Source organism: Microbulbifer maximicatervae (SeqCode), assembly GCF_052467325.1.
Map to the genome: position 1 here is coordinate 3,877,735 of NZ_CP174310.1, position 23,284 is coordinate 3,901,018.

At 45.4% G+C, this 23,284-nt stretch carries 26 protein-coding genes; 22 read left to right on the plus strand and 4 right to left on the minus strand.

All coding sequences use genetic code 11. The features are described 5' to 3' along the window. Positions 1–247: 247 nt before the first annotated feature. The 3 genes from ACJJIE_RS17340 to ACJJIE_RS17350 all read left to right on the plus strand — a co-directional run bounded on the left by ACJJIE_RS17340 (position 248) and on the right by ACJJIE_RS17350 (position 3,218). Entirely contained in the window at positions 248–658 is a 411-nt protein-coding gene (locus tag ACJJIE_RS17340; protein ID WP_282930496.1) for an ACT domain-containing protein, read from the plus strand. Between the two features lie 14 nt (positions 659–672). Beyond that, positions 673–1,416 (plus strand): hypothetical protein, encoded by a 744-nt coding sequence (locus ACJJIE_RS17345; RefSeq protein ID WP_444892470.1) that lies wholly within the window; start codon positions 673–675, stop codon positions 1,414–1,416. A 176-nt stretch (positions 1,417–1,592) separates the two neighbouring features. Further along, a complete protein-coding gene (locus ACJJIE_RS17350) occupies positions 1,593–3,218 on the plus strand; it encodes a M28 family metallopeptidase (protein ID WP_444892471.1) in 1,626 nt (541 codons plus the stop codon). A gap of 26 nt (positions 3,219–3,244) precedes the next feature. Here ACJJIE_RS17350 and ACJJIE_RS17355 read toward each other — a convergent pair whose 3' ends face one another. Beyond that, the gene (locus ACJJIE_RS17355; RefSeq protein ID WP_444892472.1) at positions 3,245–3,964 is read right to left on the minus strand and encodes a 4'-phosphopantetheinyl transferase family protein; all 720 of its coding nucleotides are present in this window, start codon (positions 3,962–3,964) and stop codon (positions 3,245–3,247) included. A gap of 356 nt (positions 3,965–4,320) precedes the next feature. On the opposite strand from ACJJIE_RS17355, the gene ACJJIE_RS17360 reads away from it, so the two are divergent. Genes ACJJIE_RS17360 through ACJJIE_RS17450 form a run of 19 tightly spaced genes read left to right on the plus strand, consistent with a single transcriptional unit; the run spans position 4,321 to position 21,033 of the window. Next, on the plus strand, positions 4,321–5,046 hold the full coding sequence (locus tag ACJJIE_RS17360) for a beta-ketoacyl synthase chain length factor (protein WP_444892473.1): 726 nt from the start codon (positions 4,321–4,323) through the stop codon (positions 5,044–5,046). Next, positions 5,036–5,821: a lysophospholipid acyltransferase family protein gene (locus tag ACJJIE_RS17365; protein ID WP_444892474.1), complete on the plus strand. Its 786-nt coding sequence runs from the start codon at positions 5,036–5,038 to the stop codon at positions 5,819–5,821. Before ACJJIE_RS17360 ends, ACJJIE_RS17365 begins: the two co-directional genes overlap by 11 nt. Further along, positions 5,818–6,075: an ApeE family acyl carrier protein gene (locus tag ACJJIE_RS17370; RefSeq protein WP_108731261.1), complete on the plus strand. Its 258-nt coding sequence runs from the start codon at positions 5,818–5,820 to the stop codon at positions 6,073–6,075. The genes ACJJIE_RS17365 and ACJJIE_RS17370 overlap by 4 nt, the downstream gene beginning before the upstream one ends. 11 nt (positions 6,076–6,086) lie before the next feature. Further along, positions 6,087–6,341 carry an acyl carrier protein gene (locus ACJJIE_RS17375; RefSeq protein ID WP_202862844.1) on the plus strand — a complete coding sequence of 85 codons (255 nt, stop codon included), beginning with the start codon at positions 6,087–6,089 and terminating at the stop codon, positions 6,339–6,341. 47 nt (positions 6,342–6,388) lie between these two features. Continuing rightward, positions 6,389–6,889, plus strand: coding sequence for a COG4648 family protein (locus ACJJIE_RS17380; RefSeq protein WP_444892475.1), 501 nt, complete (start codon positions 6,389–6,391; stop codon positions 6,887–6,889). A 9-nt stretch (positions 6,890–6,898) separates the two neighbouring features. Next, entirely contained in the window at positions 6,899–8,605 is a 1,707-nt protein-coding gene (locus ACJJIE_RS17385) for an ApeI family dehydratase (protein WP_444892476.1), read from the plus strand. After that, positions 8,598–9,338, plus strand: a complete 741-nt coding sequence (locus ACJJIE_RS17390; RefSeq protein WP_282930482.1) for a glycosyltransferase family 2 protein — start codon at positions 8,598–8,600, stop codon at positions 9,336–9,338. The genes ACJJIE_RS17385 and ACJJIE_RS17390 overlap by 8 nt, the downstream gene beginning before the upstream one ends. Further along, positions 9,335–10,258 (plus strand): lysophospholipid acyltransferase family protein, encoded by a 924-nt coding sequence (locus tag ACJJIE_RS17395; protein WP_444892477.1) that lies wholly within the window; start codon positions 9,335–9,337, stop codon positions 10,256–10,258. The genes ACJJIE_RS17390 and ACJJIE_RS17395 overlap by 4 nt, the downstream gene beginning before the upstream one ends. Beyond that, positions 10,255–11,814, plus strand: a complete 1,560-nt coding sequence (locus ACJJIE_RS17400) for an HAL/PAL/TAL family ammonia-lyase (protein ID WP_444892478.1) — start codon at positions 10,255–10,257, stop codon at positions 11,812–11,814. Before ACJJIE_RS17395 ends, ACJJIE_RS17400 begins: the two co-directional genes overlap by 4 nt. Continuing rightward, a complete protein-coding gene (locus ACJJIE_RS17405; protein ID WP_413663945.1) occupies positions 11,804–12,238 on the plus strand; it encodes an acyl-CoA thioesterase in 435 nt (144 codons plus the stop codon). The genes ACJJIE_RS17400 and ACJJIE_RS17405 overlap by 11 nt, the downstream gene beginning before the upstream one ends. 2 nt (positions 12,239–12,240) lie before the next feature. Beyond that, a complete protein-coding gene (locus ACJJIE_RS17410) occupies positions 12,241–12,855 on the plus strand; it encodes a LolA family protein (RefSeq protein WP_444892479.1) in 615 nt (204 codons plus the stop codon). 4 nt (positions 12,856–12,859) lie between these two features. Further along, a complete protein-coding gene (locus tag ACJJIE_RS17415; RefSeq protein ID WP_444892480.1) occupies positions 12,860–15,124 on the plus strand; it encodes an MMPL family transporter in 2,265 nt (754 codons plus the stop codon). 3 nt (positions 15,125–15,127) lie between these two features. After that, on the plus strand, positions 15,128–16,357 hold the full coding sequence (locus tag ACJJIE_RS17420) for an NAD(P)/FAD-dependent oxidoreductase (RefSeq protein WP_444892481.1): 1,230 nt from the start codon (positions 15,128–15,130) through the stop codon (positions 16,355–16,357). Positions 16,358–16,392: 35 nt separating this feature from the next. After that, positions 16,393–16,893, plus strand: coding sequence for an ApeN family LolB-like membrane protein (locus ACJJIE_RS17425; protein ID WP_444892482.1), 501 nt, complete (start codon positions 16,393–16,395; stop codon positions 16,891–16,893). A 2-nt stretch (positions 16,894–16,895) separates the two neighbouring features. Continuing rightward, positions 16,896–18,056, plus strand: a complete 1,161-nt coding sequence (locus ACJJIE_RS17430) for a beta-ketoacyl-ACP synthase (protein ID WP_444892483.1) — start codon at positions 16,896–16,898, stop codon at positions 18,054–18,056. A 5-nt stretch (positions 18,057–18,061) separates the two neighbouring features. Continuing rightward, positions 18,062–18,508, plus strand: a complete 447-nt coding sequence (locus ACJJIE_RS17435; protein ID WP_444892484.1) for a hotdog family protein — start codon at positions 18,062–18,064, stop codon at positions 18,506–18,508. Further along, on the plus strand, positions 18,509–19,237 hold the full coding sequence (gene fabG, locus ACJJIE_RS17440) for a 3-oxoacyl-ACP reductase FabG (protein ID WP_282930472.1): 729 nt from the start codon (positions 18,509–18,511) through the stop codon (positions 19,235–19,237). Continuing rightward, complete coding sequence (locus tag ACJJIE_RS17445; protein ID WP_444892485.1) at positions 19,237–20,463, plus strand: beta-ketoacyl-ACP synthase; 1,227 nt, start codon at positions 19,237–19,239, stop codon at positions 20,461–20,463. The genes fabG and ACJJIE_RS17445 overlap by 1 nt, the downstream gene beginning before the upstream one ends. A gap of 36 nt (positions 20,464–20,499) precedes the next feature. Then, positions 20,500–21,033 carry an acyloxyacyl hydrolase gene (locus ACJJIE_RS17450; RefSeq protein ID WP_444892486.1) on the plus strand — a complete coding sequence of 178 codons (534 nt, stop codon included), beginning with the start codon at positions 20,500–20,502 and terminating at the stop codon, positions 21,031–21,033. A gap of 58 nt (positions 21,034–21,091) precedes the next feature. Here the strand turns inward: ACJJIE_RS17450 and ACJJIE_RS17455 are convergent, their stop codons facing one another. From ACJJIE_RS17455 to ACJJIE_RS17465, 3 genes are all read right to left on the minus strand, one after another. Next, positions 21,092–21,490: an ApeA family protein gene (locus ACJJIE_RS17455; protein WP_444892487.1), complete on the minus strand. Its 399-nt coding sequence runs from the start codon at positions 21,488–21,490 to the stop codon at positions 21,092–21,094. A gap of 23 nt (positions 21,491–21,513) precedes the next feature. Next, on the minus strand, positions 21,514–22,005 hold the full coding sequence (locus ACJJIE_RS17460; protein WP_413663955.1) for a hypothetical protein: 492 nt from the start codon (positions 22,003–22,005) through the stop codon (positions 21,514–21,516). Positions 22,006–22,279: 274 nt separating this feature from the next. Then, complete coding sequence (locus ACJJIE_RS17465; RefSeq protein ID WP_413663956.1) at positions 22,280–23,161, minus strand: LysR family transcriptional regulator; 882 nt, start codon at positions 23,159–23,161, stop codon at positions 22,280–22,282. Positions 23,162–23,284 lie beyond the last annotated feature (123 nt).

Consider the following 23,284-nt stretch of genomic DNA (forward strand, 5'->3'; position numbering starts at 1 on the left):
GTTATTAAACAGCTAACCCTGTTAGGAAAATAATTCTAAAAAAATGCGTGATCTTGCTTTTTCCAAATTAAAATATCCTGCCGGGTAATAGATATCCCGCGAAAAGTAGTTTTAGAATTGGACTACTTTCACCTGAAGTACAGGTATTAATCAGCAAGATTGATCCAAAAACAGTGCGATTGTATAGAAGCCGGTCGTATTCATCAGGCTGGAGAAAACTTCCAGACGGCAATGAAAGCATGAAAGCATGAAAGCTGATCTATCCATAGTGAGAGCATTGAGAACTTTGTATCCCAAGCTGCACGATGAAATCTATGTATTTTGTCAGGTTTCAGATAATCGGTTTACAGATATTTTGTCAGAGAGTTTGTGTTTCTTCCGAGAAGGTGAGGGAATGAGTGTGATACTGCCTCAACGTTCGGCTCGGCAATTAGATATTGCTGCAAGCGCCCCATTTCGCCAAATCACTTTGCAGATCCTGGCTAGCCTTGATGCGGTGCGGGTTATTCCTGTGGTTGCCCAGGAATTAATGGAGGCTGGAATAGATACCAGCGTGGTTTCCACACTACACTGTGACCACATTTTTGTCCCTGATGAGCGCGCGGAATTTGCAGTAAAAATTCTGCGCGGTATTCGAAATCGAGTTCAATATAGCTGATATGTAGCCTGCCAGTGCGTATCAACTACCCCCCCACAGAGCCCCATGGCGAGATTCGCCAGTTGTTACCTAATTTTTTTTATGTTCCCGGAACTATCAAACTAGCGCCGGGGGTGACTATCAATCGCAATATGGGAATCGCTCGCTGGCAGGATCACCTTACCTTGATTAATCCCATCAGATTGCGTCCACAGCAGGAGGAAAAGTTAAAAGATCTTGGGCGTGTGAGTCACGCGATACGGCTCGGTTATCACCATGGACGTGATGATCTCTACTACAGAGACCACTTTGATCTTACCTTTTGGACACAGCGCGGCTCAGATTTTTATCCGCCAAAAGCAGATAAGGTGTTGCGACAGGAGGATGTTTGTCCAATACCGGGGGGGCGCTTTATTGTCTTTTCCCAAAGTCAGTTTCCAGAGGCCGTATTGTGGCTCCCGTTTAGTGGCGGACTACTGGTCAGTTGTGATGCCCTGCAGTACTGGCAGTCATGGAATGGATGTACCTGGTTTGGTAAAAACCTGCTGAGGTTTTCTGGTATCCGCCGAGGTATGCAGATTGCTCCCTCCTGGAGAGCAAGGGTGACACCAAGTGATAAAAATGCCAGGCTGTGGTTGAAGTACGATTTCGAACAAATCCTAAGGCAGCCATTTTTGCACTTTCTTGCGGCTCATGGAGATTTTTGTGCGGATAATGCCTACGAGAAAGTAGCTTATGCGGTTGGACAAGCGTTCCCCGGTTTGGGGAAGGCTGCATAGATGAGTTTAGCGAGTACAGTCAGGGCGCAGCTCACTGGGCCTCAGCTTAGATTGCCCTAAATCGTGGTAAGATGGACAATTGCTTGACGGTCCACAAGCACCTGTAGTGGTGCGATTTCAAATGACCTGTCCGTATCAACAATCACGCTTTGTATTCCTGAGAAGTAGCACTCCCCATGAGAGTTAAAAGTCTATTGGGTGCCCTGGCTATGGCACTATTGGTGGCTTGTACCACCTCCAGCATTAACAGCACTGGCCCCATTGCAGATAGTGATTATATCCGTAGAGATATCAATTTCCTCGCATCAGCGGAACTAGAGGGTCGCGATACCGGTAGCGAGGGTTATCGCCAAGCGGCACAGTATGTGGCTGGCCAATTTAAAAAGATGGGGCTGATTCCAGCAGGGGAGCAAGGTTACCTCCAGGAAGTGCCTTTTCGCAGTGCCAGTTGGGATGGGAGTGATCCTGAATTTGTCTTAGAGGGCCAGAACGATGAAATCGCCATGCAATTTGGCGAGGACTTTCTAGCATCGCCCTCCGCACTGAGTGAGCGCTCGCAGATCAATGCCCAGTTGGTATTTGTCGGTTACGGTATTGAGGCTCCGGATTTTGGCATTAATGACTATCACGGCCTGGATGTACAGGGAAAGATTGTCGTCGTGTTAGCTGGCCGGCCGCAGAGCTTGCCCAGTGAAGTGGGGGCTCACCACTCCTCTCCTCGCACCAAACGCCAGGTTGCTGCAAAACATGGCGCTGTGGGTTTTGTTCGCCTTTATACACCTGAGCGGGAGAAACGCCGCCCATTTGACTACTATGCGAAGCACCGTTTTGACGACACTTTTGACTGGGTGAAAAAGACTGGTATGCCCGGTAGTGCAATCCCGGGGATGCACCCGGGAGTAATGTTGAGCATCGCTGCAGGCGGCAAGCTGTTTGATGGCGCTGAGCGCAGTCTTGAAAGTATTTTTGCCGATATCGAGCAAGGAAAAAACCCAGAAGGCTTCCCCCTTAGTTACCGTGCAAAAATGAGCAGCAGCTCTAACCACAAGCGCGTAACCAGCCCGAATGTAGTGGCCGTTTTACCGGGAAGTGATCCACTCCTGAAAGATGAATATGTTGTTTTTTCCGCACACCTGGATCATGTTGGAAAGAAAGAGGACGGCGAGATTTACTACGGTGCCCAGGATAACGCTGCCGGTATCGCGGTGATGTTGGAAACCGCACGTCTTTTTGTTGAATCCGGGCAAAATCCTCGAAGATCACTGCTGTTCGTTGCTGTTACCGCAGAGGAAAAAGGTTTGCTGGGATCGGATTATTTTGCCGAGTACCCCACGGTGCCACTGGAATCGATCGTAGCCAATATCAACCTTGATATGCCCATGCTGCTCTATCCATTCCGCGATATTATTGCTTTCGGTGCTGAACATTCATCTTTGGGGCGAGTTGCGGAGGAGGCTGCAAACCGTTCCGGGCTTAAACTCAGTCCCGATCCTATGCCGGAGGAAGTTATCTTCGTGCGCAGTGACCACTACAATTTTGTCCGTCGCGGAGTGCCCTCAATCTACTTGATTACCGGAAGGGAGGCAAAAGACCCCAGTGTGGATGGTACTGCTGCACAGATGGCTTTCTTTCGCGAGCGCTACCACAAGCCAGGGGATGCTGCGGACGAGCAGATTAATTATGAGGCGGCTGAGCAATTTACCCAGGTAAATTACCTGATTGCCCGGCAAGTTGCCGATGCCGACAGTCAACCATATTGGTACGAAGGTGATTTCTTTGGGGATTTATTTTCCAGGGATTGAGCGGTTTGAACGCCCTGGGAGCAACCCTAACTGAAACCATTGATTGGCTTCAGGATAGTACTATCGCTTGTTCTCCCGCAGTGGCTAGCTCTAAATGTGCCTATTGGGTTTACGACAGAGGTGGCTTGATTGTGTTTAACCGCAAGGCTTAGGTAGGCTCCAGGCCTCGGCTGTCCTGTCCACAATAGGTAATTCTTGTACGGATGGTTCAATTGCTGAGGTCGGTTAATTACAGGGGCTGAGGCCAGCAGCTGCCCCAAATCGACACCAGAACATTTAGCTAATGCTTCTTTGGCGGTCCATTTAGTGAGGAAACAAGCAGCTACTTGCGATGTCGGGAGCGAGTTTAGTTCGGTTATCTCCGCCTTGTGGAAGTATTGCTTAGCCATGGCCAACCAATTCCTTTGGCGGGACTCATATTCGCAATCAATACCTACTGGAGTTTCCGCTATTGCTACGGCAACAAAGTCATCGGAATGGCTTATGGAAATATGACAAAGGGGTTTTCCTCTAACCATAGCAATGGTCGGTGCTTCGGCCTCAACTGTAATTTCCCAAGGTGAATACTCGTATTGCTCCGCAATTAAAGTGCGCAGTAATATTCGCCCGGCCAGGAACTGGGCTCGGCGTTTAATGCTGTGTATTTTCTCCAGCCGTGAGAGCTCAGTGCTTCCCAGTAGATGAACGGATTCTCCCTGCCAGTTTCCTGACCAGCTATTGAAGGAAGAGTAGGTAAAGTAAGGCATTTGATAACCCCTAAGAATTTGTTCCCTTTGGAAGCGATGGAATCTGGTCGACTTAAAAAACCTTCACTTTAACGGCTGGGGGGCTGTGCAATACAAGTTTTCCATGGCAAATGTGTACCATAGTACGAGAGAATAAGTGGCCGGAAAAGCCCGTGTATTTCACTGTAATCTAAGGCCGCGCATCGACCTATAATTCAGCGCTTTTACTGGCGGCTATTGGTCATTTTGTGTACCATTCCCGCCCTGTCTCTGGTCGCGCAATACCTATTAGCCAACTAAAAATAATGGTGGGAAAGGCCAGCTTCAGCTTTTTGATTTTGGGGGATGGAGCTCTGCTCCAGAATTAATGTTTGGTTATGGAATTTGTTGTCAGTAATTGGCGAGCATGGTGCTCGGGAATATCAGATCAATCGGATTGGCAGGGTTGGCGTAGAGGAGAAAAGCAGCTTGGTGGAAATAGCCAGGCGGATGTGTCTTTTCTTCCCGCAATGCAGCGCCGTCGGTTGAGTCCGCTGGCTAAAGCCGTTTTTAATACCGCTTTTCCGCTATTAGAGCAGGAAGATATTCCTTTACTGCTTTGCTCAGTGCATGGCGAAGCAATGAGGACTTATTCCTTGTTACAAGGCGTTGCAGCAAGTGAAGACCTATCGCCAACTGCATTTGGACTTTCTGTACACAACGCAATTGCAGGACAGTTCTCTATTGCCTGTAAAACCAGGTCTCCAGCACTTGCGTTAGCTGGGGGAGATTTTCCTATGCAGTCGGGTTTTATAGAGGCTGCTGGTCTACTCCAAGAGGGTGCTGAGGAATTGCTTTTAGTGTTCTGTGAAGAAACACTACCTGAGATGTACTATCCCAGCGCTGAGAGTTCAACATATATTTGCGCAACGGCTATGCGCTTGGCGAAACATAAATCTAGTGATACAGATATAAAACTATCGTTAATTGCCAGTGAATGTGCGGGAGCTGAGTCAGTATTTGCAGAGCCTGATTACCAGCTTCCGTTGATTAGATCTTTGATTGATCGCGAGGGGCGTATACCTGTTTCAGAGAGATGGGAGCTACAGATCAATGCCAGTTAACTTATTGCCGGTAAAGAAAAAAGACAAGTATTGGCTAAGGTTGGTCGCTACGGCGATAGCATTTAGCCTGTTCGGTATCGGTGGATTGATACTGCGGTTTGTTCTGTTCCCACCATTAAAGGTGATCTATCGGGACACAGAAGTTCGAAAATGCAAGGCTCGTTTGTGTATCCACAACGCTTTTCGATTGTTTATTGGCTTTATGCATATCACGGGAATCTACACCTATCAATTTCGTGATGAACAAAAGTTAGCTAAACCAGGCCAATTGATATTGGCAAATCATCCATCGCTTATTGATGTGGTATTTCTAATATCCCGAATACCGAATGCCAACTGTATTGTAAAAGCCAGTTTATTTAGAAACCCGTTTATGCGCGGCGCAGTAATGACTGCAGGCTATATACCTAATGATGACCCGGAACAGATTATCGAACTGGCTTCGAAATCACTACAAAAAGGGGAATCAGTAGTTCTCTTTCCAGAGGGAACTCGCTCTGTACCAGGACAACCGTTTAGGTTTCAGCGTGGGGCAGCCTACATGGCGTTACGCTCCGGGGTGACCCCAACTCTGGTAACAATACGGTGTAATCCACCGATGCTGATGAAAAATATTCCTTGGTACAGTATTCCTCTGAGTCGACCACATTTTCAATTCGATGTGAATGAATCAGAGAGTTTTATTCAAGTAAAAGAAAAAGATGAAACACCACAAGTAGCCCGAGAGGTTACTCAAGAATTAAAAGCATTTTTTACCGAGGAGTGTGCTGCGTGAAAGAGTTAGTTGAAGAGCTTAAAGTTCTGATTATTGATGTATTAAATCTGGAAGATATTACTCCAGAAGAAATCGTAGCAGATGAGCCCCTTTTTGGAGAGGGCTTGGGGCTGGATTCTATTGATGCACTAGAGTTAGGTCTTGCTCTGCAAAAAAAATACAACATATCAATAGATGCAGAAAGCGAAGATACAAAATCGCATTTTGCTAATGTGAATAGCCTGGCAAATTTTGTCAGCAGCAGCCGCGCATAATAGAGGTATTTATGTTGAATAGCAGAGAAGAAATTTTACCAAAATTGACCGAAATTCTGGTTGAGATGTTTGAGGTCGATGAGGCAGATATAACAGAAGAAGCCCACCTCTCTGATGATCTTGATATAGATAGTATTGATGCTGTGGACCTAATTGTTCGCTTGAAAGAAGTAACAGGAAAGAAAATTGCACCTGAAGAGTTCAAAAGTGTAAGAACTGTTGGAGATGTAGTTGGTGCAATTGAAAAGGTAATGGCAGAGAAGTGAGTCGATTCGCGCAGCTAATATTGGTCATTATTCTGACACTATACCCTATGGCAATTTACTTTGGCATAGAATACTTGTCTTTAAGTAGTATTCTGTTACTGCTGTTGATGGTTGCGGTTTTAAGGGTATTGTTTGGCGGCGCGAATAAGGCGATTGGCACCAAGTTAATGGCTGTGGCCTTGGCTTTTGTTGTTGGGGTTTCCTGGTTAAGGGGCGATTCAAACGGACTTCTTTGGTATCCAGTACTTTGTAACCTGATTCTATTTTCAATGTTTTTATACAGTTTGAGTCAACCGAAAACATTAGTAGAACGGCTTGCTCGCCTTACGACTCCAGATTTACCACCTGAAGGTATTGTATATACACGAAAGGTTACCAAGGCATGGTGTCTATTCTTTTTAATTAATGGAAGCCTCGCACTGGCAACTGTTTTAAACGGCGATATGAAAGTCTGGACTCTTTACAATGGCCTTGTTTCATACGTGCTAATGGGAATTATGATGGGTGGTGAATGGCTACTGCGTCGTCGCGTCCAAAATAAGGTGTGAGTTAAGGCCGTGGACAAAGTACAGTTTGAACAGGTGTTTGGTTACTCGAATGACCAGGCAGTAGTTAGCTATTCAAGTCGTGGGGAAATTTCATTCGCACAATTTAAACGTGAATTGGCATTTGTTGAGCGAAAGCTAAAGAAATCCCTAAACGAAGCTGGGATCAAAAGAGCTGCCATTTTCTGTGAAGATAGTTACGAGTTTAGTTTGCTCTTTTTTGCAGCTATGTCTTGTTGTGAAGTCGTTGTTATTCCGGCAAATAACAAGCGATTTACTCAGCAAAAACTGGGTGAGCAAACCCTATTACTGGGCAGCTGGGAAGATAGCTCGGCATTTAGTATAAATATTCCGGATCAATATAGCGAAGAGCTATCTGTTCCCAGTTATTTTGATGCTGGTATTCAATTATTCACATCAGGAACCAGCGGTGAACCACAAACCGTTGATAAAACCTTATCTCAATTGCTCAATGAGGTTAAGGCCCATAATCTGAAGTGGTCATCCCGGGTGGTTAATACAATTACTTTGGCAACAGTAAGCCACCAGCATATATATGGCTTACTGTTTAAATTACTGTGGCCGCTAGCCAGCGGGCGTCGATTTGTTAGTAAGACTTATGTGGATATTGTGGGATTACTCCAAGACGCCCAGAAATGGGGGCCTGCCGTGTGGGTTGCAAGCCCTGCACAGTTAAGTCGCCGTATTTCTTCCTGGCCATGGGAGTTAGGAAAGTCCTTAGTGGATATCTTTTCTTCTGGGGGGCCTTTACTGGAAGTAGATGCAAAGGCGATTGATCAGTTGTGTGGAATCCAGCCCATAGAGGTCTATGGAAGCACTGAAACCGGGGGGATTGCCTGGCGTAATCAATTGCGTCAGAAAAGTTGGAGTCCACTAAAAGGAGTGAACATTGCAAAAAATAGCGATGGGTTACTCAAAGTCTCTTCTCCGTGGTTACCCAAGGAGTTTATTTGTCAGGACAAAGTACAAATAAGTACAGACGGTATGTTCGAACTTAAGGGGCGGGCTGATCGCATTATTAAGATTGAAGAGAAAAGAATTTCTCTTACACAGGTTGAGTCCCTACTAGTTGGTAGCTCATATATTGTAAAAGCCAATGCACTTGTCCTGGAGCGTAAAAGAAAAGTAGTTGCCGCTGTTGCCACACTTACGGAATCCGGGAAAGAACTATTGCAAAAGAAAGGAAAGGCTTCTCTTGTTCGTAAACTTAGAGAAACCCTGGCCAAGGATCTTGATGGCGTGGCTGTGCCACGTTCTTGGCGTTTTGTTGATGAAATTCCCACTAACTTACAGGGAAAAATAACGAGAGACCTGCTAATGCAACTTTTTGATGAAATTCCGGCAGCAATGGTGCCACAGATTATTAGCAGCGAAATATTAGATAATACTCGTCAAGTTAATTTTACGGTTAATGACGATTTGCCTTGCTTGGATGGTCATTTTGAAGGCTCACCGGTAGTGCCGGGAGTGGTACAGCTGGATTGGGCTATGCATTTTGGCCGCCCACTTGTAAAAGCCGGCAGTACGTTTACCCAAATGGAAGTGATTAAATTTAAACAGTTAATGATGCCCGGTGATGCTGTCACTTTATCTTTGGAGTTCAGCCAGGAAAAGAACAAATTAAATTATTCTTTTCGAAACACTCAAGATGGCAATATAGAATATAGCAGTGGTAGGTTGTGCTTCAGCCATGTCTAACTTTTGTTTTGTAATACCTGTTTATAATCATGAGGGGGCGATCGCACAGACGCTGGCATCTCTGGATGGCTTTAACCTGCCTTACATTCTGGTAGATGATGGCTGTGATAAACCCTGTAGAATTGAACTACAACGCTTAGAGCAGAGCTATGGTCCCCGGGTTCACTTGGTTGTTCGCCAGGCTAATGGTGGAAAAGGTGCTGCGGTAAAAAGTGGTCTGCGAGCTGCGAAAGAGCTTGGATATAGTCATGGAATTCAAGTCGATGCCGATGGTCAACACAGCCCCGCTGACATACCTCAATTCCTAGAGAAAAGCAGAAAGTGCCCTGATTCACTGATTTGTGGCTATCCGCAATACGATAAATCAGTACCTAAAGTTCGTTTGTGGGGACGCTATCTAACTCATGTATGGATCTGGATTAATACTCTTTCTCTGGAGATTAAGGATTCCATGTGTGGGCTGCGTTGTTATCCCTTATCTCGAACTGTAGATTTGTTAGATAACGAGTATACCGGTGATCGAATGGATTTTGATCCAGAGATCTTGGTACGGTGGTATTGGAGCAAAGGCGGTCTTTGCCAGGTACCTGTTAATGTGAGCTACCCAATAGATGGCGTTTCCCATTTCCGGGGATTTGAGGATAACTTCCTTATATCGGCAATGCACACCCGTCTATTTTTTGGCATGTTGGCCAGAACTCTGCGTATTTCGACAGTAGGGCGAAAAGCGTGAGTAATTTACACTGGTCAAAATACCGGGAACAAGGCTTTTTCCTGGGCATCAAGTTCTTATTCTGGTTGCATCACTGGTTGGGTCCAATTGCCTTTAAAGTTGCGGTATACCCGGTAGTTTTATGCTATTACCTAAAAAATCAGAGTGGCCGCAATTCGATCCGTGAGTACTTGGAATTATTTGCCAAACGCTATCCATCTTGCGGTATAGAACCGAATTGGAAAACCGGATTTAGAATTTTTCTTAATTTTGCTAACAGCGCTAGAGAAAAGCTTGAAGCCTGGTTTGTGGGTATCCCGGATAGTCAGGTAAATTTCCCGAAAAGAGCGGGTCTTCACCAGTTGGCGGCTAGTGGCCAGGGTGGATTAATAATTGGATCTCATCTCGGGAACCTGGAGGTTTGCAGAGCGCTTGGCAGCCTGACAAAGGTACGGGTAAATGTGTTGGTGCATACAAAGCATGCGGTGAAATTTAATCGCATGATGAAGATGCTCAATCCCCTGAGTCAAGTACGGCTTATTCAGGTGACAGAAGTAACTCCCGCTTTAGCGATGCGACTCTCCGAGGCTGTTGAGGCTGGGGAGCTGGTTGTTATTGTCGGTGATAGAACACCTATTAACTCTATGGGGCGCACCTGCGAGGCAGAATTCCTAGGGCGAAAAGCGCCTTTTCCCCAGGGGCCTTATATTCTTGCTGCGCTGCTCAAATGCCCGGTGTACACACTTTTCTGTCTGCGCAGTACTTCCGGATACGATATTTATATGGAAAAACTCTGCGATCGCGTTGTGATGAAACGCGGTGACAGAGAGGGGCATATTCGCTCTCTTGTCGAGGAGTTTGCGCGACGGTTGGAACGCTATTGTCATATAGCACCTTTGCAATGGTATAACTTTTACCCGTTCTGGGATCAGCAAAAATGAATTCAGCAGTATTACAACGAACCCAAATAGTCTTTGATGGCACAGATCTATCTATTGATCAGGTAAACACCATTGCAGCTGGCCGTGGCGATATCTCTCTATCTGATGAAGAGGCCTTTGTCGCAAGGATAAATCGCGGTGCCGAGTTCCTGGATAGCCTTTGGCAGAAGGAAGGTGTGATCTACGGAGTAACCACTGGATATGGTGATTCCTGTACTGAAAGTATTCCTGCAGACCTGGTGGAAGAGTTACCTCATCGATTATTTACCTTCCATGGTTGTGGAATGGGGGAAGTCTTTACTCTTGAGCAGAGTAGAGCGATTGTTGCTGCCCGGATTGCCAGCCTCGCAAAGGGCAGTTCAGGGGTCCGATATCGGCTGTTGCAGCAATTGGTTTTGTTACTTCAGAAAGACATTATTCCGGTAATTCCCCAAGAGGGTTCTGTGGGAGCCAGTGGCGACTTGACCCCACTGTCTTATGTTGCTGCGGTTTTGTGCGGGGAGCGCAAAGTTTGGTACCGAGGCCATCAGAGAGATACTGCTGAGGTATTCGATGAATTACAGATTGAGCCATTGAAGCTATACCCAAAAGAGGGTTTGGCGATAATGAATGGCACCGCCGCAATGACTGGCTTGGCGTGCTTAGCCTACAAACGGGCAGAGTATCTAGCACAGCTGAGTGCTCGTATTACCTCCATGATGAGCGTTGCGTTGGATGGCAATGCCTATCATTTCGATAGCGCGCTTTTTGCAGTGAAGCCTCACCCCGGTCAAAACCAAATTGCAAAGTGGATTCATGACGATCTCAATGCTGGTGCCGCTCCAAGACAAAATAGCCGATTGCAGGATCGCTATTCACTTCGGTGCGCTCCCCATGTAGTGGGTGTATTACAGGACTCTCTGCCCTGGCTCCAGCAGTTTATTCATAACGAACTAAACAGTGCCAATGATAACCCGATCATCGATGGTGAAAACGAGAGGGTGCTTCATGGTGGGCACTTCTATGGTGGGCATATAGCCTTCGCCATGGATAGCCTGAAGAATGCGGTAGCAAACCTCTCTGACTTACTGGATCGACAAATAGCCCAACTGGTAGACGTTAAGTTCAATAATGGACTCCCGGCAAACCTATCAGGTGTAACCGGGCCTCGAAGATCGATTAACCATGGCTTTAAGGCTGTTCAAATTGGTGCGAGTGCCTGGACTGCTGAAGCACTAAAGCAGACCATGCCCGCAAGCGTTTTTTCCAGATCAACGGAGTGTCATAACCAGGATAAGGTCAGTATGGGCACCATTGCTGCCAGGGACTGTATCAGGGTATTACAGTTAACGGAGCAAACAACCGCAGCGGCACTGATGGTTGCTTGGCAGGGCATTCAACTTCGGGTTCGTAGTGGAGGAGTGGATTTGGAAAAATTATCCACCGCTCTTAATACCACAATCAGGCAGATAGGAGATGAATTTTCTTTTCTGGAGGAAGATAGAGAGCTTGAACAGCCATTGAGAAAATTCGTTTCGTTAATTCAGCAAAGACATTGGCGCTTATATGAAAACTAATAAACCTATGCGCCCTGAAAAATGGACGGCACAAGTTGAACTACAAATTCCTTTCCACGATGTGGATATGATGGAGATAGCTTGGCATGGGCATTATGCAAAGTACTTTGAAATAGCCCGATGTGCATTGTTTGATCAGTTGGAATATAACTACCAACAGATGAAGGAATCAGGTTTTGCCTGGCCGGTCATAGATTTGCGCGTACGATATGCCAAGCCTTTGCGATTTCAGCAGTGGATTGTTATTCGCGCTGAGGTTTCTGAATATGAAAATCGATTTAAGATTAATTATACGATAACAGATAGAGATACCGGTGTACGCTTAACAAAAGGACATACCGTACAGGTAGCTGTCGAAATAAGCAGTGCCGAAATGCTGTTTGCATCGCCTCCAATTTTGCTGGAAAAATTGGGGGTAAATTAGTGATGACTGCCAAGCGTTTGGTTTTATTTTTTATTTGTTTTCTATTTTCCACAGTAACTTCTGCTTTGACTTCGGAGCAGCAGGCGATTTTGCGGGAGATAGAGAAAAACATTGTGTCATCTCCACAGATGCTTGGCACTTTTTCCCAGACAAAGAGGCTGCCCCAGTTGCCCAGGCCTCTGGTTTCTTCAGGCGTCCTGGCTATTTCCGAAGAGTTAGGGTTAAGCTGGCGAATAGAGAATCCAATAGAATCCCATCGAATATTTAAACTAGATGATGCTGATTCCGGAAATCGGGTCAATAGCAATATTGTAGGAAATCATGTGGCTGATCCTCTATTAAAGATAATCAGTGGTGATTTTAGCGAGTTGGATCAGACTTTTACGGTGGGACCACAGATCGCAGAAGAGCAATGGCGAATTAACTTAATTCCCAAGCAAGAGGCTTTTAGAAAGGTTATTGAATCGATAGAAGTCGTGGGAGACAAAAAGATTCGGAAAATAGTACTAGCTGAAGCCAACATGGCAATTACTGAAATAGATATTATGAATTTACATTCAGTTGAAGCTAATAACAGTCAACTGCTGAGTGAATTCTCAGAAGATAACCAGAAATAATCCCATGTCACGTCGAGTTGTTATTTGGTTTTCCTTTGTTAGTGTAATCCTTGGGATAACTGTATTACGCTATCAATCTAGCTGGCTACAAACAGATATTTTGTTATTAGCTGATAATAACTCCGACTCGGTAAGTAGTGCTGGCATCCAGAAAAAAGTCAGTCAGCAATTACAGGGAAGTCTAATTTGGGTTTTAGTTTCTGAAGGAAAAGAAGCACAACGTCTGGCCAGGCATACCCAAGAGTTGGCGCAGAAACTAAAGGCCACTAAATCTTTAGAGTCTGTTGAATATCGTTGGGCCGATTCTGAAAGCTATAAAGAGGAGTGGGAGCTGCTCTTCCCTCTGCGCCAACAGCTACTCAGCCCTGAAGATAGGGCGTTATTAGACACTACGCCAGAGGAACTTATACAGCGTCAATTGAGTAAGTTATACGGGCCTGACGGCGCTGGAATTGACTTGGAGAAAGATACTTTCTCAACTTTTCGCAATTACTTTACCGCTGATATTGGAGTTACTCCACAAGTCTTTGATGGAATCCCGGTACATACAGAAGGACATAAAGGTTTTACCCTACTTTATACGCTGGCCGCACCAGTTGATTTGACTGGAGAGAGCGATATATCACTTCTTTCTTTACAGTCAGAATTAAAGCAATGGGCCCAAAAAAATGGTTATTCTCTGCTGGTAGCTGGGGCCCCCCTGCACACAGAGTATGCTGCTGCTATGGCACAGGATGAAATACGCCTAATTGGCTCCCTTTCGATCCTTGCTATTTGCTGTCTATGTATTGTTGTCTTTCGCTCATTAAAACCTCTACTAGCCTGTACATTCGCAATTCTATGTGGCATGGCCAGTGGTATATCTGGTGTTATTATCATTTTAGGCCAAATTCATATACTGGCTTTTGTATTTGGTACAACGGTTTCTGGATTGGCAATCGATTACGCATTTCACTTTATTTGTAATAGATTGAGGCTGGGCAAGCCAAAAGATAAGGATATATTACCTGGGCTATTGCTGGGCTTGATATCAAGCTGCTTGGCATTTTTCTCTCTTGCATTAACACCTTTTCCGCTTTTACAACAAATAGGGGTTTTTGTCGGTTGTGGTTTAATAGGGGCTTGGTTGACTGTAATCCTGCTATTCCCAGGCTGGATTAATATTAAGCATAGGCCTTTATCGTTTTCCAGTCAGTTTCCTAAACTCAATATTAGGTACTACCTGTTTCCATTGGTTGGGCTGTTGATTTTTGGATCTGCGGCACTTCAGAAAATTCAATTTAATGATGACCTAAAACTGTTTTACCAGCCTCCAGAATTTCTTACACAAGATGAAATAGATCTAAATTCTCTGATTAAATCTCGGCCAGACTCCCGTTACTTTTTGGTTTTTGGTGAAGATGAACAACAAGTATTAACACGAGAATGGGAACTTAGAAATCAACTGGGCTATTTAGTAGAAAAGGAAATTATTAGTGGTTTTCAGGGGGTAACTAACCGGATACCTCCAAAAGAGGTTCAAGAAGCTGATTGGAAGTTATTGTCGAAGTTCTACAGTGGGGATGCTGTTAGGTCTTTTTATCAGCAATTAGGTTATTCTGCACAAGATATTAACCAGCAGTTAAGTTCTAAAATACAGCCATTTAATACCTTTAACTTCTCTGAATGGTTGCCAGTTGCAGGTCGGCAATATAAAGGACTATGGTTGGGTTGTGAAAATAATCACTGTTATTCTGTGGTTCGTATTTATGGCTTAAAAGAAGATTTGTCATCTTTAGAGTTACTGTCTGGAGTAACCTATGTCGATACTACCAGAAATATCTCTAATATTATGTCACAACAGCGTGATCTGTTGCTGCAATTACTGCCATTAATATTCATTGTTGTATTTCTGGTAACTGCAACTAAAACAGGAATAAAACAAGCCTTAAGTATAGTTGCACTTCCAACCAGCGCAGTACTAGGCACCCTGGCGATAGTGATTTTACAGGGATCAGCAATTAATTTATTTCATGTTGCGGCTTTATTACTTGTCTTTGGTATTGGTATAGATTACGCAATATTTAGCCATACAAGCAGAAAGGCAGAGCAGTATTATACCCTGCTGGCGATAGCTATGGCTGGGTTAACAACTTTTTTAGGGTTTGGTTTGTTAGCATTGTCTGGCACACCGGCGATAGCAAATTTTGGGTTAGTCCTGGCTGTGGGCACAGTATTAACTTTGTTGTTGGCATTTTTATTTTTTTGTACACGGGGTAAGGGATATTAGCCAATGAAAGAAATTAAGTCTGACGTTGTTATTATTGGTGCCGGTCCTGCCGGAGCTATCGCAGGTGCGTTATTGGCTAAAAAAGGTTGGCAAGTTTCGATAGTTGAGCGGGAAGAATTTCCTCGCTTTTCTATTGGCGAAAGCCTACTGGCTCAATGTATCGAGTATCTTGAAAAAGCAGATATGTTAGAAGCTGTGAAATCAGCGGGCTTTCAATATAAAAATGGTGCTGCTTTTGAGTGGGATGGTGCTCGTACGTCATTTGATTTCCGGGAGAAGTTCTCCCCTGGACATGGCACCACCTTCCAGGTACAGCGAGCTAAGTTTGATAAAATCCTGGCTGATGAAGCCGAGCGCCAGGGAGTTAAGGTCTATTATCGCCATTCTGTAGTGTCAGTTGATATTGCTGAGAATAACGCAAAGTTAATCGCCGAGAATGATGGAGAAAACCTGGCTTTCCAGGCGCGCTTTGTATTGGATGCCAGTGGCTTTGGCAGAGTTTTACCGCGATTACTTGATCTCGATCGTCCGTCAGAGTTTCCTGTTCGAGAATCTGTATTTACACATGTTGAAGACAATATTGATGATAGCCATTTTGACCGGGATAAAATCTTAATCACTGTGCATCCCAGTGAGCGGGATATTTGGTACTGGTTGATTCCCTTTGCAGATGGAAGAGCTTCTATTGGGGTTGTAGGTGAGAAAGAAAAGATTTCGGCCTGGGGGCAGGATCCGGAACAGATATTGAAAGGGGCTATTGCCTCCGCCCCCGAGTTGGCAAAAACTCTGCGCAATGCAAAATTCGATACGGAAATACAACGTATTTGCGGATATTCCAGTGATGTGACCAAACTGGCCGGCCCTGGTTTTGCGCTTTTGGGGAATGCCGGAGAGTTTCTAGACCCGGTATTTTCATCCGGTGTTACCATCGCAATGAAATCCTCAGAGTTAGCAGTTGAGTGCCTGCATCGCCAGCTCTCAGGGGATGTGGTTGATTGGGATGAAGAGTTTGTTGAACCCCTGAAGCATGGTGTGGAAGTTTTTAAAACCTATGTCAAAGCTTGGTATGACGGTCGTTTCCAGGATGTAATTTTTTATCAAACCGACCAAAAAGAAATAAAAGGCATGATTTGCTCAATCTTGGCTGGTTATGCATGGGATAAAAAAAATCCGTTTGTTGCCGCTGCTGAGCGTCGATTGAATACACTGGTAGAAATATGTTCCGCCAAGTAATACTGTTTTTGAGCTTTCTTACTCTGGTGGGATGTATGTCCACAGGGGGGAGGAAAGAAGAGCTGCAAAGTTGGCCTTTGGCCCCGCTATTGAGCGAGGGACCGCGCCAGCTCAATCAACATTTACGCATTGTCTATCAAGGCGATGAGTATGAATTGATGGCGGCTACTTTCCACACTATGGAGAGTTTAAAGATATCTCTTCTCAGCCCTGAAGGGATAAGCCTGCTGGATGTTACATACGATGGTAATCAGGTCAGCACCGATTACCATATGAGTAGAGTAGAGAGAGTGCCACCAGAGAAATTGCTGGCAGATATCCAGTTTGTATACTGGCCAATAGCCCAGCTTCGTGAAGTATTGCCCGTAGGCTGGAATTTGGACGAGGCTATTGTCGAGGGAATTTACACGCGAAAACTCTCACGCAGTGGTGAAGTGAATTCAGTGGCTCGCTATAGCAGTAAAGATATTTGGAAGGCCCAAATTGAGCTGGAGCACAAACTACTGGGTTATAGGTTAAGCATTAGGAATTTCTAAGTATGAAAAATTTCTATCTTAATCATATGGGGATCATCTGCACCCTGGGAAATACTGCTGAGGCAGTAGCTAATTCCTTGTTCGGTGATGAGAGTTCTCATATGCAGGTCGATGAAACCTATTTGCCACAATACAGAGGGAATCTGGGTATTGTGCAGGGGAAGCTGCCTGATTTACCGAGTTCGTTGCAAGATTACCACTGCCGCAATAACCAGCTGGCTATGGCTGTGCTGACTCAAATTGAAAGTGCAGTCGCTGAACTAATAGAAAAACATGGTGCGGGCCGAATTGGCGTTGTGATGGGAACCTCAACCTCGGGAATAGACTCAGGTGAGGCCTACTTAAGTGGTGAGAAAGAGACCGGATATAATTATCGGCTTCAACAGCAAATGGCTGGTTTGAGTACCTTTGTTGCGAAGTACCTGGGAATCCAAGGCGTTCAGCTCACCGTCTCCACAGCTTGTTCCTCCAGTGCCAATGCTTTTGCCAGTGCCCGGCGCCTTATCTCAACCGGTACTTGTGATGCCGTTGTTGTTGGCGGTGTGGACTCTCTCTGTGGCATGACAGTCCGGGGGTTTCATAGCCTGGGGGCACTTAGTACCGGCCAGACCAATCCTTTCAGCGTTAATCGGGATGGTATTAATCTCGGGGAAGCTGGAGCAATGTTTGTGCTGAGCAAAGAGCCTGGTCCTGTAGTTCTATCCGGTGTTGCTGCCACGTCTGATGCCCACCATATGTCGGCCCCAGACCCAGAAGGACGTGGTGCGGAAGCCTGTATGCGCGGGGCTCTGGAGAATGCCGGCTTGGATACCGCCGACATTGATTATCTGAATCTTCATGGTACGGGAACGCCACATAACGACTCTATGGAGGCTCTGGCCGTTGAAAGAGTGTTTGGAAGCCAGCTACCGTGTTCTTCCACAAAACCTCTCACCGGGCACACACTCGGTGCTGCAGGCGCTCTTGAAGCGGCTTTTTGTTGGCTTGCCTTACAATATGATCAATTTCCCCGCCATCAGTATGATGGCCACTATGATCCGGAGATCGTGCGACTGAACCTGTATCAAGGCCACGAGGCTCCTGGAAAATTGCGCTATGTAATGAGTAACTCTTTTGCCTTTGGTGGGAGTAATTGCTCGGTAATCTTGGGCAGTCAGAGGTAAAATAGATGCAAAAATATACTGCTGAAGAACTGGTGCCACACAGTGGAAATATGTCACTCCTCGATGAAGTGATCTCTGTAGGCGAGGAGCAGCTACAGGCAAAGTTGCGAGTTCGTGATGATGGAATATTTTCCCGCAACGGTCGTGTTCCCGCTTACGTGGGCATTGAATATATGGCCCAATCCATCGCAGCTTTCTCCGGATATCATGCAAAAGAGCAGGGTAAAGACGTTCGCCTGGGTTTTTTACTGGGTACTCGCAAGTTCCTGTCAAATATCGAGAGTTATCGCTGCGGGGAAGAATTAACAATTGATGTCCAGCGCATTCTCCAGGCTGAAAATGGCATGGCGACATTTGAGTGTGTGATAACCGGCTCATCTATCGAGCAGAGTGCACGACTTAATGTTTATCAGCCGGATAACGTAGAACAGTATTTGAAGGAAAGAAACTAAATGTCAGAGTGGGTTTTAGTTACCGGTTCCAGTCGTGGTATTGGCCGGGCGATTGCACTTCAGTTAGCTGAAGATGGCTACGATATTGTTTTACATTGCCGCAGCCGCCGTGATCAAGCAGAGGAAACAGCAGAAGAGATTGCTAAGTTAGGGCGAAAAAGCAGAATTTTGCAGTTTGATATTGCCGACCGGGAGCAAGCACGGGATGTCTTATTGGAAGATGTCGAGAGTAATGGCTGTTACTACGGCATTGTGTGCAATGCTGGTGTTACTGCCGACAATGCTTTCCCTGCGATGCCTGCTGAAGATTGGGATTCTGTTGTACACACCAATCTGGATGGTTTCTACAATGTTTTACACCCCTTAACCATGCCAATGGTCAGGCGCCGTGCGCCCGGCCGTATTGTCGTGATGACTTCTGTATCCGGCATTGCTGGAAATCGCGGCCAGGTAAATTACTCCGCATCCAAAGCGGGTTTGATCGGTGCAAGTAAGGCATTGGCGTTGGAGTTAGCCAAGCGAAAGATTACCGTGAATTGTGTTGCTCCGGGCCTCATTGACACCGATATGTTGGATGAAGACTTGCCCGTTGAAGAAATTTTAAAAATGGTGCCTGCCCGCAGAATGGGTAAACCAGAAGAAGTGGCGGCAACTGTAGCGTTCCTGATGCATGAACGTGCTGCTTACATCACCCGTCAAGTTATCTCAGTAAATGGTGGTCTCTGCTAATGAAACGCGTGGTTGTTACAGGAATGGCCGGAATATCCCCTATCGGCCAGGGTTGGGACTCGGTTAGTCAGGCTTTACAGAGCGGTCTTTCAGGCATTTCCTACATGGAAGACTGGGATAAGTATGAGGGGCTTGAAACCCGACTGGGCGCGCCGGTAAAGGACTTCGAAAAACCGGCCCACTACAACCGTAAACGTGTGCGCAGCATGGGGCGCGTTTCATTAATGGCGGTTCGCGCCAGTGAGATTGCGCTTGAGGATGCGGGATTGTTGGATGACCCCATTCTCAAAAGTGGTGCTGTCGGAGTTTCCTATGGCTCGTCAGCAGGCACTCCGTCAGCAGTGGCTGATTTCGGCAATATGTTGATAAATCACCGCACCGACGGCCTCAATGCGACCAGTTACATAAAAATGATGTCCCATACGGCGGCGGTCAATATTGGGGTATTTTTCGGCTTGTGTGGACGGGTTTATACCACAAGCTCCGCTTGTACCTCTGGAAGCCAGGGGATTGGGTATGCCTATGAGGCAATTCGCAATGGTAGCCAAACCATTATGGTGGCCGGTGGTGCAGAGGAGTTGTGTGCAACTGAGGCTGCGGTCTTTGACACCTTATATGCGACTTCAACAAAGAACGACACCCCTGAATTGTCTCCTCGTCCCTTCGACCGCAACCGGGATGGATTAGTTATCGGCGAGGGCGCCGGTACACTTATCTTGGAAGAGTATGAGCACGCGATTGCCCGTGGAGCCAGGATTTATGCAGAGGTCGTAGGGTTTGGAACCAACTCTGATGGCAGCCACGTTACCCAACCTCAATCGGCAACTATGCAGGTGGCATTGCAGCAGGCAATAGCACAGGCTGGGGTAGAGACTAGCGAAATAGGTTATGTCAGTGCGCATGGCACAGCTACGGACCGAGGCGATATTGCGGAAAGCCACGCAACCCGTAATGCATTTGGGCATGCAGTACCCATAAGCTCACTTAAGAGCTATACCGGTCATACATTGGGTGCCTGTGGCGCATTGGAGGCTTGGGCAAGCATCCAGATGATGCGTAACGGTTGGTTCCATCCCACGATTAATTTGGCAGAGGTTGATTCTGACTGTGCGGAATTGGATTATATCCAGGGCAGTGGAAAGCACATCGATACTGAGTATGTGATGAGTAATAATTTTGCCTTTGGCGGAATCAATACATCTTTAATATTTAAAAGACGTATTTAATTTTTCTCTTAGAGAGCTTTAACCTAGGGATAGCATATGAAGTGGGTACTGGCTGTAGTTTCGACAATTCTTTTGGCTCAGCCAGTTACTGCTGATGAACTTTTAGTGAGTTTTGGCGGTGGCCCGCAACCTGATTCAAGTCAGAATAATAAAACCTACGGGATAGATTATTCCTTTAAAACATTTAAAAAGAGTTACCGTCAGCATATTGATATAGGTGTTAGCTATACTGAGCTAACTACTGATACTGATGAAAATAAACGTATAAGAGCGTTTTCCATCTATCCTCAATTAAATCTATATCCCAGGCAAAGAAGTTGGGGGCAACCTTATTTCTTTGTTAGAGCGTTGGGTCCTAGCTATATTTCCAGCAACCAATTGGGAAACCGTCGTCAGGATAATAACTTTTCTTTCCAGGCACAGGTTGGATATGCTGCGCGAATTAACTGGAGAGGGAAAGAAGATCTGGTGCTAATGGTTTCCTGGAAACACTACTCCAACGCCAACCTGTTCAGTGACAATGATGGAATAGATGTTCCGTTTGTTATTAATTTGGGCATGAAAATCTAATTTCCAGTTAAGATAGCTCCCCAATAGTCACAGCTACTGGGGATAGATATAAAAGCTATCAAATGGATAGTTCTTTTATAATCGCGTCATTCAAATTTCTAACCCAGCGATTGTAGTTTCTGTGAATGGTGTAATATTTTTCACTATAGTCAAGCATATCGCTATCTTTATAGGTGATACTATAACTATTAAGGTTATATATAATATCTGCTTCAGCATGATGCTTGCGAACGTTAATGGTGGCTAATATTTTCCCAGGAGCAACTTGTTGGCAAATCCAGTTTCTCTCGATGCACCCTGCAATAATTGATTTTTTAATTGAATCTTGAGTTTGAGCTGACCCGTCAAGACGATCGGGAATTAATCTACTTTCAATATTCATAATCGGGTTGCTTGTACAGCCAGATACTATTAATGCAAAGGCTGCAATAGATATGGACTTAATAATATAATTCATGAAGTTTCCTTATTTGGGTGAAGCTAAATTTTATGGTTTCTAGAGATCCACTTGGCTACGTCATTACCAAGGGTGTGAACACAACGTTCGAGAACACTGCAGGAGCTTTTGAATTTATAAAATAAACCTCCACTTGAATTTCTGGTGGTCTTGAGAGTATCTATCAAGTCGCCGTTTTTGTAGAGTTCAGCCTCAATTGAGACTGATTTTTGATGGCTACCTGAAATATATCTTCCGCTATATGCATTGAGAATTGTTAATTTAAGACTGTATCCCTCTGATTGAATATCCAACTCTGGGTCTAGTGAACTGGCAAATCCATGCTTACCAAGAAATTTCTTGGTTGAGCTTGAAAATTGATAACCAAGGTTATTACACTCTTTAACTATATTGGATGCAATTAATTCTTCGTCGTGATATTCGGCTTTTTCATTGATGGAAATCAGGCCATTTCCGTAAGCGGATAGTGAGAGGCTGAAAACAGCACAAAACAATAAAATTCCTTTAATCTTCATATAATCTCTTTGTAAGTAAGGAGCAGACCACTTAAATAATCGTAGATAAAACTATAAGTTGGGGAGGTCGTCTTAGGTTGCGTAATTTACCAAAATAAGTAGATAGGTAGTAGATCTTGGATTGATGGTAGAGGTGGATAAGAATTCATCATACGCAAAATGCAGGGTTAGCCCATACGGCTTAAAGACTGAAATGATGTAACTTTACTGATTTTAAGCAAACTAGATAACTCTATGATTTAAATACAAATTTTCTCAAATAATTAATCTTTTTTTATCCTGCTGAGTCACATAATTCCATCCATCGTTTAATTCCGGCGCTTCTGTATTTTTGTCGATGCAGGACAAAATAGAACTCTCGATGAAAGTCTCTATGTGGTACGGGTAGCTCAATAAGCGAGCCGCGCTTTAAAGCATCAGTTAATGAAACACGGGAAAGGCAGCTGATTCCCAATCCCGCTTCTACGGCTCGCTTGATCGCTTCTGTATGCTGCAATTCCAATAGGATATGTAGTTGTGGCAATAGCCCTGCCATGGCTCTTTCAAAAGTCTGTCGCGTTCCAGAGCCCGATTCCCGGGTGATCCAGGTCGCACCGATCAGGTCTTTATCGGCGAGGCGCTTGCGGCCTGCCAAAGGGTGGTTTGGTGCACAGAAAACAACCAGCTCATCATGGCGCCAGGGGATGATTTCCAGATCCGGGTGATTGATCTCTCCTTCAATTAATCCCAGGTCCAATTCAAAATTGAGCACCCTCTCGGCAATCGCTGCGGTATTGGCAACTTCCAATTGTACTTGAGTACCGGGCTGCTCTTCCATATAACGAGCCATCACGCTGGCAGTCAGGTAGTTGCCAATGGTCAGGGTGGCTCCGATCTTCAGGCTTCCCAGTTCCCGGTGAGTGGCCAGTGTCTGCTCAAGTTCCTGGGCTCGCTCCAGGAGTTCTTCCGCCCTTGGCCACAATTGCCGTCCCAGTTCATTGAGACGCAATCGCTTACCGGTGCGCTCGAACAGGCGCAACTCAAACTGCTGTTCAAACTCTTTCAGCGCTGTGGAGGCTGCGGACTGGGACATACTCAGGCTCTCCGCAGCACGACTGACATTCTCGTGATGGGCACAGGCAAGGAACACCTCTAACTGGCGGAGCGTGTAGCGCAAAGGGAAATCTCCAGTTGATCGTTAAAATAGATAAGGAATATCGAAATATCCCACTTTGCCAATAGATCTTCTAGGGCTAAAATTCAACTATCAAGAGACTCGTGGAATAACCGGTTTTAAGTT

Coding starts and splice junctions, on each gene's coding strand:
- ACJJIE_RS17340 (WP_282930496.1), top strand. CDS start 248: ATGAAAGCTGATCTATCCATAGTGAGAGCATTGAGAACTTTGTATCCC.
- ACJJIE_RS17350 (WP_444892471.1), top strand. CDS start 1,593: ATGAGAGTTAAAAGTCTATTGGGTGCCCTGGCTATGGCACTATTGGTG.
- ACJJIE_RS17355 (WP_444892472.1), bottom strand. CDS start 3,964: ATGCCTTACTTTACCTACTCTTCCTTCAATAGCTGGTCAGGAAACTGG.
- ACJJIE_RS17360 (WP_444892473.1), top strand. CDS start 4,321: ATGGAATTTGTTGTCAGTAATTGGCGAGCATGGTGCTCGGGAATATCA.
- ACJJIE_RS17365 (WP_444892474.1), top strand. CDS start 5,036: ATGCCAGTTAACTTATTGCCGGTAAAGAAAAAAGACAAGTATTGGCTA.
- ACJJIE_RS17375 (WP_202862844.1), top strand. CDS start 6,087: ATGTTGAATAGCAGAGAAGAAATTTTACCAAAATTGACCGAAATTCTG.
- ACJJIE_RS17380 (WP_444892475.1), top strand. CDS start 6,389: ATGGCAATTTACTTTGGCATAGAATACTTGTCTTTAAGTAGTATTCTG.
- ACJJIE_RS17390 (WP_282930482.1), top strand. CDS start 8,598: ATGTCTAACTTTTGTTTTGTAATACCTGTTTATAATCATGAGGGGGCG.
- ACJJIE_RS17400 (WP_444892478.1), top strand. CDS start 10,255: ATGAATTCAGCAGTATTACAACGAACCCAAATAGTCTTTGATGGCACA.
- ACJJIE_RS17405 (WP_413663945.1), top strand. CDS start 11,804: ATGAAAACTAATAAACCTATGCGCCCTGAAAAATGGACGGCACAAGTT.
- ACJJIE_RS17410 (WP_444892479.1), top strand. CDS start 12,241: ATGACTGCCAAGCGTTTGGTTTTATTTTTTATTTGTTTTCTATTTTCC.
- ACJJIE_RS17415 (WP_444892480.1), top strand. CDS start 12,860: ATGTCACGTCGAGTTGTTATTTGGTTTTCCTTTGTTAGTGTAATCCTT.
- ACJJIE_RS17420 (WP_444892481.1), top strand. CDS start 15,128: ATGAAAGAAATTAAGTCTGACGTTGTTATTATTGGTGCCGGTCCTGCC.
- ACJJIE_RS17425 (WP_444892482.1), top strand. CDS start 16,393: ATGTCCACAGGGGGGAGGAAAGAAGAGCTGCAAAGTTGGCCTTTGGCC.
- ACJJIE_RS17430 (WP_444892483.1), top strand. CDS start 16,896: ATGAAAAATTTCTATCTTAATCATATGGGGATCATCTGCACCCTGGGA.
- ACJJIE_RS17435 (WP_444892484.1), top strand. CDS start 18,062: ATGCAAAAATATACTGCTGAAGAACTGGTGCCACACAGTGGAAATATG.
- fabG (WP_282930472.1), top strand. CDS start 18,509: ATGTCAGAGTGGGTTTTAGTTACCGGTTCCAGTCGTGGTATTGGCCGG.
- ACJJIE_RS17445 (WP_444892485.1), top strand. CDS start 19,237: ATGAAACGCGTGGTTGTTACAGGAATGGCCGGAATATCCCCTATCGGC.
- ACJJIE_RS17450 (WP_444892486.1), top strand. CDS start 20,500: ATGAAGTGGGTACTGGCTGTAGTTTCGACAATTCTTTTGGCTCAGCCA.
- ACJJIE_RS17455 (WP_444892487.1), bottom strand. CDS start 21,490: ATGAATTATATTATTAAGTCCATATCTATTGCAGCCTTTGCATTAATA.
- ACJJIE_RS17460 (WP_413663955.1), bottom strand. CDS start 22,005: ATGAAGATTAAAGGAATTTTATTGTTTTGTGCTGTTTTCAGCCTCTCA.